This window comes from Planktothrix sp. FACHB-1355 (assembly GCF_014748295.1).
Taxonomy (GTDB): domain Bacteria; phylum Cyanobacteriota; class Cyanobacteriia; order Cyanobacteriales; family Aerosakkonemataceae; genus Aerosakkonema; species Aerosakkonema funiforme_A.
Window position 1 is genome coordinate 1 of sequence record NZ_JACJUP010000854.1, and the last position, 3,206, is coordinate 3,206.

The 3,206-nt window shown below is 47.3% G+C and carries 3 protein-coding genes; all 3 read right to left on the bottom strand.

Annotated features, from left to right (window positions below; translation table 11 throughout):
- On the bottom strand, positions 1-1,634 hold a 1,634-nt coding region (locus H6S82_RS25990; protein ID WP_191056936.1), incomplete at its 3' end, for an RluA family pseudouridine synthase.
- Positions 1,635-1,669: 35 nt separating this feature from the next.
- Entirely contained in the window at positions 1,670-2,179 is a 510-nt protein-coding gene (locus H6S82_RS25995) for an MAPEG family protein (RefSeq protein ID WP_190464873.1), read from the bottom strand.
- A 189-nt stretch (positions 2,180-2,368) separates the two neighbouring features.
- Positions 2,369-3,206 (bottom strand): DUF5996 family protein (locus H6S82_RS26000; RefSeq protein ID WP_191056937.1); only part of this gene is annotated, 838 nt, incomplete at its 5' end.

Consider the following 3,206-nt stretch of genomic DNA (forward strand, 5'->3'; position numbering starts at 1 on the left):
ATTTCTCCTAACTGGGGATGCAGAAAGGAAAGTTCTCTGGCGTGCAAATGTAACCGATTTGCTATTGTACGACAACCATAGAGACGATCGCCCAAAATAGGCACGCCAAGTCCTCTCGGATCGGCAGCGTGAACTCTAATCTGATGAGTGCGTCCTGTGACGGGAACAAACTCTACGCGAGTGTAATTTCCTTCTCTTGCCATAACTCGGAAGTGAGTTATACTGGGTTTTCCGCGCTGTTCATCGACTTGCTGAGAAGGGCGATTTTGGGGATCTCCCCATAATGGCAATTCGATCGTACCTCGTTCAATCGTGACAGAACCTGAAAGTAGAGCTTCATAAACCTTGCTCACCTGTCTCTGCTGAAACTGCCGACTGAGTTGTACATAAGTTTGACGATTTCGAGCTAACAGAAGAATTCCAGATGTTTCCAGATCCAAACGATGCACGGCAAAGGTCTCCATACCATCCGGTAGCTGATGGCGCAAGCGACTGAGAACGCTATCAATGCGATCGCGATAACGCCCAGGTACAGAAAGCAGTCCGGCTGGTTTGTTGACAGCAATCAGCCATTCGTCTTCATAAATAATCGGTAGCGATCGCTCTATAAAACAGTTATGTGCGATCGCATCTTTGCCAGACAATCCTGATAGCAGAAACCCCATTAAAGGCTGACAGCGCTCCGCACAGGCTCCATAGAATTCTCCCGGAATTTTGTCACCATTAGGAGAAGGTGGCCCCCACCAAAACTCCGCCATTGCCAGGGGTTTTAAGTTGTGCGTCGCCGCATAGTGAAGCAGCTTTGGAGCGCAACAGTCGCCGGTGCCAGTGGGCATAGAGCCTCCCGGCATTAACTGCTGCAACGATCGCGATTTTCCGAAAAAATTGGTCAGAGAGTAGGCAGCGTGCATTTGAGCTTGTAGTTGACGCGACAACTCTTTGCGCTGTTGTTTCAGTTCGCGTATCCTGACATTAGCTTGTTCGATCGACTGTTGGAGTGGCTGCAATGCGTCATCCCGTTGACGTTTGAGTTGCCGTCGTTCAATACCATCTAATTGGCTTTGTCGATCGAGTTGTTCAACAGCAACAGTGAGCGCTTCTTTTGTGAGCGTTTCGCATAAAATTTGACGTTTTTCTTGTCGTTCCTGTTTGTTCGTGCGATGGCGAGAGTTCATTTGCAGCAAACGTTGTTCAAACTCGCGACAAAGATTTTCGTACTGCTGCCTTTCTGGAAGTTGTTTGAGGGCAATTAGTTCTTGCTTAATAGCCTCCAATTGTGCTAAAGTTAAAGACTCTTGCAAAACAACTTCATCTCTTCCTGGAATCGGCGGCACCCAGCCCTCAACCACACTCTGACCGCAAAGAAGTCCGGAAAAAGCTTTGAGGACTTTTTCTTCTCCAGAAGGCAGTTGAACCAGCAATACTCCATACATCTTGCCCTCACGAGAATAACGGTCATCGCTGGCAAGGAATCGCATCAAACCAAAAGCGATCGCTTCTACTTTTGCTGTGCGGGGAAGTCTCAACAAATCGCCGCTTTCAGGACATCGCCCTTCGTACCAATAATGAGAAGATAAATCGCCGAGAGCATTATTGCGATCGATAAAATCTGAAATTAAATGAATAATCGCCATATATTATTGTGTTTTTGTGCTAGACTCTGACAAAGTTAAAAAATTCCGACAATGCCGTAATAAATGCAAGCACTTGCACCAATAATGTAGACGAACCAGGTAAGAAAGAACCCAATAGCACGACCGGGCGAAGGCCCATAGGTTTTTATCAAGCCCCAAGCATGGGCGATACGACCAACTGTAAGCGCACCTCCAAGTAGCCACAAAAGCCAACTGGGTGCGTGCATTAACTCAAGTGCAAGTACGAACAACAATGCGTGGGGAACATATTCCGCAAAATTGCCATAAGCACGCACTTTCCGTTGCAAAATACCGTCATCGCTTGTTTTCGTCGGTACAGATTTTTGGGTTAAACTCTCTACAAAAGCTGCCCAGGCATTAGGGTTTTCCAAGTAATTTGGTTGTGTGGCAATATCTTCTTTTGATTCTCCATGCCAAACCCTAGTTTTCGTGCGTTCCATCACGACGATGTAGGAAAGTGCAAAAGCAATTAAGCCGTTGACTCCGATGAAGAGAGTGGAAATGGGGATAGGGATGGAGTTCATTTCGATTTTCCTCAGTTAACTGGAATACTTCGCGAAAGTTTACGATCTGTTCATCAAAAATTTAGTAGTAGGACAGAAATGTGTTAAGAAGTGCGATACAGTTTTAGATTGTGCGATCGCCATGCGTTCAAAAAACATTTTGAAACTGAAAATCCCCCACTAAAATCTTTGATTTGGTGGGGGAGAATATCAAGATTTGGGAGAGTATTCCAACGCTGCTCGATCCCAGTTGGCTGTATTGGCAGCTGCTTCGTATGTAGTTTGCAAGAAAGCAAGCAGCATAGCATCTGGGTCGTCAGCTTGTCGTACTGCTTCGTAGGGGAGGACAAATTCTCGCAACTGCGAACTGTAAAATGCCTCTTTTGGCTGCACGGGGTAATCTCGGAATCCTTCCGGTTGTGGGTAAGCGTAGGCGTAAAAAATAGGCTCGTCTACTGACCCACCACCCGGCCAAAAACCACAACTGCTGACCTCGTGAGAGTATGCGTCTCGCGTCACCCAATCTGCTAAATTCAGAACCCCACCTGGATGTTCTGGCGCACCCCGTCCGGAGAAGCGGGTGACGGCGAGGTCAAAGCTGCCCCAGAAATAATGTACGGGGCTGCATTTACCGATAAAACGAGCGCGAAATGCTGTCATCACCCGGTCTGCTTGCACCAAAATCCGCCAAAGTCGCTGTGCGTATTCCGCATCGTAGGCGGCGTGTTTCGTGTCTCGGTCAAAAGGAATTGGGTCTGCCACTTCCTGCGGCATATTCCAAATCTTCACTTCGATGTCCAATTCACTTAATGTACGCATCACGTCCTCGTAGAAATCTGCCACAGAACGCGGTGCGAGCGGAATAGTTTTGGTGATACCGTCGCTAGTCTCGAAAAGCAACTGGTGAGCGAGAAAATCAAAGCTGATTTCAAAGCTACGAGTTCCGTAGGGAATGGAAGCGGTTGTTAACCCACGGGGCGTTACGTACAAAGTGGAATTCCAACAGTGGTTAATTTTGGGAAAGAGCTTCAGCCGAATTTTGCCGACT